This window comes from Bacillus sp. AFS002410 (assembly GCF_002556365.1).
Lineage (GTDB): Bacteria > Bacillota > Bacilli > Bacillales > Bacillaceae_G > Gottfriedia.
The window spans coordinates 1-6,387 of sequence record NZ_NUEU01000037.1; the positions used below are offsets into that span (position 1 = coordinate 1).

Below are 6,387 nucleotides of genomic sequence, written 5' to 3' on the forward strand. Positions count from 1 at the left end.
ACAGTTTTACTAGTTCTAAACGTAGATGGAAAAGAATTTCAATTAGCTAAAACTCAAAAGAAAACAGCTAAGTACTTTATTAACGAGGTGCCTGAAAAGGCTACTAAGTTTAATGAACTTGTAAGCGAACTTTTTGATAAAGACTTGTTCTTATCAATTTTCAATCCGACTTATTTTTTTAGCCAAAATTGGCAGGACCAAAGAAAACAGTTGCTGCAGTATGTTCCAGAACCATTAAACAAAGAAGTATTTGCAGAACTTCATGAAATGTCAGTGAACACGTTAGAACCAGAGTTAAAAAAACATAACTTAGATGATTTAGAAAAAGTACATCGTGAACAATACAAACAATTGGACAAGTCTTCTGAACGTGCTGGAGAAAGAGTCGTTACTTTGCGGGAGCAATTAGAAAAGTTCAAGTTCGATAATTTAGATCGTGTTAACGAAAAGACTTTGCAGCAATTAGAAACTCAAAAAGCTGAAATAAATAAATTACAATCTCAAAATCAACAAGTAAATAACGAGATATTCACAGTTAGAACTATGATATCAACATTATATCCACAATTGAAAAGACAAAAAGAAAAGGTACTTTCAATTAGAAGAGAAGATATTGATCATCACTGTGCTACTTGTGGCCAAGAATTAACTAATGAAGCAAAATTACAAGTTTCAAAAGAGAATCAAGCTCGATTCGATAAAGAATTAAATTATGGTAAACAACTTGAAGGCGAGAACAAACGACTAAAAGCTCAATTAGAAGCACTAGAAGATACTAAACTCATCCCAATTGACCAGGACTTATTAGAGCAAATCAACAACGAAATTATTCAAATCAGAACTCAATTAAATCAAGTGAACCAGGTGGAACGACTTAAAACTGAATTAATTGAAGCTGAAACGAATAAAGAAGACATTCGCACTAATCGAAACAAGTCATTAGCAATCATTGATGCAATTAAAGAGTTTAGAACAAAGCGTTCTGAATTAATGGTTAAAAAGATTGATTCATTATTTACGAATATCTCAGTTAAGTTGTTTGAGCAATTAAAGAACGGTGAAGAAAGAGCAACGTTTGAAATTGAATGGGATGGTAAACCGTTTAGTAAGTTATCAACTGCAGAACGTATTAAATGTGGTTTAGAACTAAGTGAGGTTCTTTCTAAGCAATCCGAAGTGATCCTACCAACATTTGTTGATAACGCAGAATCGATTCTTAAATTCTCTAAACCTACTGGTCAGCTGGTAGTAGCTAGGGTAGTAGATACAGATTTTAATATCAAAACTCATGGATTGGAGGCTGTAAGCAATGGCTGAACAACGATTAATTAAAAACAGTGCTGAATCATACTACGCAGTTAAAGTGGTTGATGAATTGTATGTTAGGGGATTGATTTGGCTTTCTCAAGAACAGCTTGAGGGTGTTGATGTTGGTTTGGATAGCTGCAGACTAGCTATTCATGACTTAGAAGAAGCAAGATTTGTAGCAAATTTTATTAATGGGAAAGTAGTTAAAATCATTCGAACTAAAATCATTACTGAAAATATTGAGGAGGTAATTTTCAATGACTAATCAAGTAGCAATTCAAAATTTATCAGTTTTAGCTTTTGGCGAAGTAACAGAACAGGATGTATTAACAATTCGTGAAACAATTGGTAAGGATTGCAACGAATCACAGTTTAAGTTATTTATGTCGATTGCAAAAGCTTCAGGTGCAAATCCAATTGCAAATGAAATTTACCCTGCCGTACGCGGAGGACAACTTACAGTTCAGTTTGGAATCGATTACTATGTTCGAAAAGCTAAAGAATCAGTTGGTTATTTAGGTTACGATGTTCAATTAGTTCATGAAAATGACGAATTTAAAATGCATCAAGAGAAAGGTGAAGACGGTAGATATTTCATGGTAATAGACGTACATTCCTTTGGTTTTCCAAGAGGAAAAGTAATTGGTGGTTATGCATTTGCCTATAAACAAGGAATACAACCTTTTTCAGTATTAATGGAAGTCAATGAAGTAGAACATTTTACACGTTCAAACATCGGCATGCAAAAGACAATGTGGACCAATTATTTTAACGACATGTATAAAAAGCACATGGTTAGAAGGGCCTTAAAGGCAGCATTCGAATTGAATTTTGAAGACGAACAAGTACAAGGAAGTCAATTGGATTCTTATGACAAACCAAATCAACGTGTAGATATCACGCCTAATCAAATTCATATTGGCGAAGGTGAAGTAATTGATCCAGAGGATGAAATGAAATCACGATGGAGTGAAATTAAAAGCAAACAAGTTAAGTACAGCTTAAGTGAAGACGACCTTAAAAACATCATCAAAGTTAATTTTAATAAAACACCTAAAGAACTAACGTTACAGCAAGTAGTTGGTCTATCAAAACTAATCGATTTAGAGGGGAACAAGAAGAAACCTGCAGAGCCTGAAGAGATTACATTTGATGATTTAGACGAGTTTTAATTGATAGCTAGGGGATCTAACGAGTCCCTGGTATTCCATCAACAAGGGAAGGAGTGGGCATCATGAGCGAAATTAAATGGATTAAAATTTCAACAAACATTTTTAGCGATGAAAAAATAAAAATGATAAAGAGTTTACCGGGTGGACGGGATATGCTACTCATTTGGTTTCAACTATTATCGTTAGCAGGAAGAACGAACAATGCAGGGATAATTTATTTCACTCCACAAATGCCATATACAGAAGAAATGTTATCTATATCATTTGATGAGAACTTAAATACTATCAAAATAGCATTACAAACTTTTAAGCAATTCGGAATGATAGAGATTGATGAAGATGACTTTATATCTATTACTAACTGGGAAAAACATCAGAATATTGAAGGTATGGAAAGGGTAAAACAACTTAACGCAGAGCGAAATAAGAAGTACCGTGATCGAAAAAAACGCATAGGAACGAGTGACGTTCGCGTGACGTCACGTGACGGTACAGATATAGATAAAGAATTAGATAAAGATATAGATATAAATAATAATGTCACTCCTTCCAAAAAACTAAAGTTTTCGGAAGACGATTTAAAAGTAGTTGATTTCTTTATTCAACAAATTAAGAAGAATAATCCAAACTTTAAAGAACCTAATAAGAACTCATGGGCTAATGATATTAGGTTAATGGTAGAAAATGACAATAGAAATCGACATGACATTTGCAGAGTAATTCAATTTGTTCAATCGGATCCTTTTGAAATGTCTAATGTCTTATCGACTAGCAAACTTAGAAAACGCTTTGATAATCTGCTTATGAAAGCAAATAAAGGAACTAGTAATCATCGAATCATCGAAAATAAAGAAGATGAGGAGCTAGGTTGGTAATGCAAAAAGTAAATATTGATACGGTTATGGAAATTTGCTTTAGAAACAGTGGCGCTAAATATATCGATAAATATTGTGACATGCATAAAAAACAATGGATTCAGTTTTCAGATGGTAGAGCTAACTGCCCAAAGTGCTTCTGCGATTCAAGAGGACAGGCATTTCAACAAAAAGTAAACCAGGATATTCAAAAAGAACAAGAGTCGAATATTTGTTTACACCTTGAAAGATATTCAGTTTTTTCTAATCAAAAGCTTCTAACTAGCACTCTAGAAAACTATAAGACTATTTGTGAAGAAACAACTTTAGCAAAACAGAAAGCAGAACAATGTGCTAAATGGTATAAGTTCGGAAACAAATTTAACGTTGTTATAACTGGAAATGCTGGGGTAGGTAAAAGTCATTTAGCGTATTCGATTGCTAAAAGTGTTAGTGAAAAAAGAAGGTGCTTATTCATTAGTGTCCCTAAAATGGTCAGTCTAATTCTGGATTCGTTTAATAACAAGGAATCAAAATACACTCAAGAATACTTTTTAAAGCTGATGGAAGAAGCCGATATTTTAGTAATTGATGATTTAGGGGCTGAAGTTGGTCGTATTGATACGGAAAAGGTAGCAAGTGATTTTATATCTAAGCTGCTATTCAATGTCTATGAATCTAGGCAAGGGAAGTCAACGATTACGACAAGTAATCTTAGGGGAGAACGAGCCAAACAAATTTATGATGATCGAATGATTTCTAGATTAAATGCAGATGTAACAAAAGAAACGATCATTACGTTTAAGAATGCTAAGGATATGAGATAAATTTAATGATTGAGTCTAAATGTTTAAACATATGAACGGAATAAAAAGGGTGCCCCTGAAAGCTAGGACATTCAGGAGCAGAATCAGGAGGTCCTCTGAGTACCCTTTCGACAAGGCTTGGATTAATTATATACCAGTAGTGATTAAAATATACCTAACTTTTCGGAGGAATTCATGAAAAAGAAAGGTTGGAATGAATTATTTAAAAAAGATGACCTGGAAACGAATGAACAAGAATTTGTTCGTCCAGGTATCTGCACTAATTGTGGACATGGTTCTTTCAAATTAAAAATCGTAAAACATCGCTTGTTGAGAGGGTGCAAGAAATGTGGCGAGGTTATAGATCCGGAGAATATGAAGGTACTTAGGAAGGGGATAGAGTGTTCCAATGAAAACGAGTAAGTTAATGGATCCAACAAGAAAACGAAAAGAAGTTGTTATCGTCCTGGAAGAGTTAGATTTTACTTGGGACAAATCGGAAATAAAAGAATTTGTAAGACTTTGGAAAGAAGGTACAAGCATTTGGGATTTGTCAAAAACCTTCCAAAGACCTCAAGTAGAAATAGCATTACTCATTATGGATCAAGAAATAAAAGGCAGAATCAAGCCAAGAAAAATTGGATTGGGTTAAGAAAGGGGAAAAACAATGATCATTAGTACAACTACTGAAGTAATTGCTAAATGTTTATCGCGTTCGGAAGGATTTGCAGTAAGAGAATTTTTCAACGCTATAAAGGGTGAAGAAAAAGGCAAAATTTGCATTAAAACATTATCAGCTACTAATTCAATTACTGTAGCTGCATTAAGAAAATTAGAAATAGTAGGGATTATTAAGACCCGTAGTTTAGGCGTTAAAGGTACAAACTATCAAATTTTAAATATGGCTGCACTTCAAGATGTTGTAAGGAATTTGAAAATATGAGTAAGCAGATTAACTTCACAATATACGGAGAACCAGTTGCACAAGGTAGACCAAAGTTTAGTACTCAAGGTGGTTTTACAAGAGCTTATGATCCTAAGAAATCAAAGGACTTTAAAGAGTACTGCAAATTAGCTGCAGCAGATTATAGACCAGAACAACTTTTAGAAGGTCCACTAAAGTTAGAAGTTAAAGTTTATAAATCCATTTTAAAAAGTTTTTCTAAGAAAAAAGTAATTGAAGCTGAGCAAGGTATTTTAAGACCAACAACAAAACCAGACGTAGACAACTATGTTAAAGGGGTTAAGGATGCTCTTAAATCAATCATTTGGAAAGATGATAGCCAAGTAGTAGAACTGACTGTTAGTAAATGGTATAGCAATTCACCACGTATTGAAGTAACTATTAATCAATTATTCTAGGAGGAATATTAAAATGGCATACGTTGAATTTAATGCATTAGTTAAAAAGGTAAATCTTAAACCAAAGGGCGTAAAAGAAATTGTCTTAGAAATAAACGGCACTGCTTTAGATGGTAAGTTAGACCAGCTATCCGAAATGATTGACCAAAAAGTAGAAGTTAATTTGGATTCATTAGTAGTTAATTACAACGTTACGATCAATGCAAAAACAAATAAACCTGTCACAGAATATAAGGTTGATGATAAAGGCGTTGTTTCAGAAGTGCAGCCTACACATGAACAACTTGAAGCTGATTTAGAGCTTCCTCAAGAAAAAGTAAAAACTCGCGTTGAAGAAGAGCAATTGGATCGTGAAATTGTAGATAACTTCATTTTGAGTGGCTTATCACCAAACTATACTGATTTGCCATATGATTTCGCAAATATTGTTAAACGAAAAATTGAGGGTGAGTCTTACTATAAATTGGCCAACGAACTAGGAATTTCTTCTGGAAAGATTGTTGAGTTTGTGGACGAGTACCGTAAACGTGTAGCTGGTTCCGCAGTAGCATGGCATGAGTGGAAAGAAAATCAGGAAACAGTCTCTACAAACGAAGAGGAGCAAACAAGTGATGAAGAGGTTGTTCCTCAAGAGAAGGGCACAGAAACAGTTGAAGAAACTGAAGTGGAATCTTCCGACCAAGAAGATGCTGAAATAGATTTTGGTTCGTTTGATAACGAAGAATTTTAATTAAACATGGCAGGGGGAATTTCCTCCTGCTTTTAAAAAACCGTTAGGAGTGAAATTCGTGTTTAAAAGGCTCGTAGAGAAGTTTTTTAATAAGGTAATAGGAATGTACCCGAAAGACCAAAACGAATCGGTATCCGTAGAAATTCCTAAGGATT

General features: G+C 34.0%; 10 protein-coding genes. All 10 read left to right on the plus strand.

The window, feature by feature from the left end:
* Positions 1-1,317 (plus strand): hypothetical protein (locus CN692_RS26245; RefSeq protein ID WP_098120679.1); only part of this gene is annotated, 1,317 nt, incomplete at its 5' end.
* A complete protein-coding gene (locus CN692_RS18720; RefSeq protein ID WP_098120680.1) occupies positions 1,310-1,573 on the plus strand; it encodes a hypothetical protein in 264 nt (87 codons plus the stop codon). The genes CN692_RS26245 and CN692_RS18720, both read left to right, overlap by 8 nt.
* Positions 1,566-2,480 carry a RecT family recombinase gene (locus CN692_RS18725; RefSeq protein ID WP_098120681.1) on the plus strand — a complete coding sequence of 305 codons (915 nt, stop codon included), beginning with the start codon at positions 1,566-1,568 and terminating at the stop codon, positions 2,478-2,480. The genes CN692_RS18720 and CN692_RS18725 overlap by 8 nt, the downstream gene beginning before the upstream one ends.
* Before the next feature lie 62 nt (positions 2,481-2,542).
* A complete protein-coding gene (locus CN692_RS18730) occupies positions 2,543-3,355 on the plus strand; it encodes a phage replisome organizer N-terminal domain-containing protein (RefSeq protein ID WP_098120682.1) in 813 nt (270 codons plus the stop codon).
* Positions 3,355-4,161 carry an ATP-binding protein gene (locus CN692_RS18735; RefSeq protein WP_098120683.1) on the plus strand — a complete coding sequence of 269 codons (807 nt, stop codon included), beginning with the start codon at positions 3,355-3,357 and terminating at the stop codon, positions 4,159-4,161. Before CN692_RS18730 ends, CN692_RS18735 begins: the two co-directional genes overlap by 1 nt.
* A gap of 174 nt (positions 4,162-4,335) precedes the next feature.
* Positions 4,336-4,563 (plus strand): hypothetical protein, encoded by a 228-nt coding sequence (locus CN692_RS18740; RefSeq protein ID WP_098120684.1) that lies wholly within the window; start codon positions 4,336-4,338, stop codon positions 4,561-4,563.
* Entirely contained in the window at positions 4,550-4,792 is a 243-nt protein-coding gene (locus CN692_RS18745) for a helix-turn-helix domain containing protein (protein ID WP_098120685.1), read from the plus strand. The genes CN692_RS18740 and CN692_RS18745 overlap by 14 nt, the downstream gene beginning before the upstream one ends.
* A gap of 15 nt (positions 4,793-4,807) precedes the next feature.
* Positions 4,808-5,083, plus strand: coding sequence for a hypothetical protein (locus CN692_RS18750; protein WP_098120686.1), 276 nt, complete (start codon positions 4,808-4,810; stop codon positions 5,081-5,083).
* A complete protein-coding gene (locus tag CN692_RS18755) occupies positions 5,080-5,502 on the plus strand; it encodes a RusA family crossover junction endodeoxyribonuclease (protein WP_098120687.1) in 423 nt (140 codons plus the stop codon). Before CN692_RS18750 ends, CN692_RS18755 begins: the two co-directional genes overlap by 4 nt.
* Before the next feature lie 13 nt (positions 5,503-5,515).
* Complete coding sequence (locus CN692_RS18760) at positions 5,516-6,232, plus strand: 2-methylcitrate dehydratase (protein WP_098120688.1); 717 nt, start codon at positions 5,516-5,518, stop codon at positions 6,230-6,232.
* The last annotated feature ends 155 nt before the right edge of the window (positions 6,233-6,387 follow it).

Excerpts from the sequence above, each read along its gene's own strand:
- CN692_RS18730 (WP_098120682.1), top strand. The coding sequence starts at position 2,543 with ATGAGCGAAATTAAATGGATTAAAATTTCAACAAACATTTTTAGCGAT.
- CN692_RS18745 (WP_098120685.1), top strand. The coding sequence starts at position 4,550 with ATGAAAACGAGTAAGTTAATGGATCCAACAAGAAAACGAAAAGAAGTT.
- CN692_RS18725 (WP_098120681.1), top strand. The coding sequence starts at position 1,566 with ATGACTAATCAAGTAGCAATTCAAAATTTATCAGTTTTAGCTTTTGGC.
- CN692_RS18740 (WP_098120684.1), top strand. The coding sequence starts at position 4,336 with ATGAAAAAGAAAGGTTGGAATGAATTATTTAAAAAAGATGACCTGGAA.
- CN692_RS18735 (WP_098120683.1), top strand. The coding sequence starts at position 3,355 with ATGCAAAAAGTAAATATTGATACGGTTATGGAAATTTGCTTTAGAAAC.
- CN692_RS18720 (WP_098120680.1), top strand. The coding sequence starts at position 1,310 with ATGGCTGAACAACGATTAATTAAAAACAGTGCTGAATCATACTACGCA.
- CN692_RS18760 (WP_098120688.1), top strand. The coding sequence starts at position 5,516 with ATGGCATACGTTGAATTTAATGCATTAGTTAAAAAGGTAAATCTTAAA.
- CN692_RS18750 (WP_098120686.1), top strand. The coding sequence starts at position 4,808 with ATGATCATTAGTACAACTACTGAAGTAATTGCTAAATGTTTATCGCGT.
- CN692_RS18755 (WP_098120687.1), top strand. The coding sequence starts at position 5,080 with ATGAGTAAGCAGATTAACTTCACAATATACGGAGAACCAGTTGCACAA.